This is a genomic window from Corallococcus praedator, from assembly GCF_003612125.1.
GTDB classification, from domain to species: domain Bacteria; phylum Myxococcota; class Myxococcia; order Myxococcales; family Myxococcaceae; genus Corallococcus; species Corallococcus praedator.
This window is the reverse complement of sequence record NZ_RAWI01001228.1, coordinates 1-414: the sequence shown is the minus strand read 5'-3', so window position 1 is coordinate 414 and position 414 is coordinate 1. Positions and strand designations below refer to the sequence as shown.

Sequence of the window (414 nt, the reverse complement as noted above, 5' to 3'; positions counted from 1 at the left end):
CGGTGAAAGCGGGGCGTTTTGGATAGAATACCTCTTTCGCGTTGTTCCCAGCCTCATAACTCTCCGGTTGCAGATACAAAGCGTAAGGAGTCGCTGTGACCTGGAGGAAGGAGATGCGAGGAACAGTACGGCGCAAGTTGTCCATCTGATTGGCTATAGAACCTTGGTCGAATTCTGTATCACCTTTCTTCTTGGTTAAACGGACACTTGCCATGTCGGCCTCGTCGTCAACAAGCAGAACCTTCCGGTCTTTCCAAGCAGGATACTTCGTGTCGAACATGGCTTGGATGCGATCCAGATTATGAACCTGCTTCTTAGCCACGATAATGATTTTCCGACGCAACTCTGCCCGGGTCAGAGGGTCGGGAGGCGACATAATATCGAAAACGACAACTTCGTCATTATCAATAAACT

Annotated in this window: 1 protein-coding gene; it reads right to left on the bottom strand. The window is 49.3% G+C overall.

All coding sequences use genetic code 11. The features are described from left to right. Window positions 1–414 (bottom strand): hypothetical protein (locus D7Y13_RS46575; RefSeq protein WP_208734707.1); only part of this gene is annotated, 414 nt, incomplete at both ends.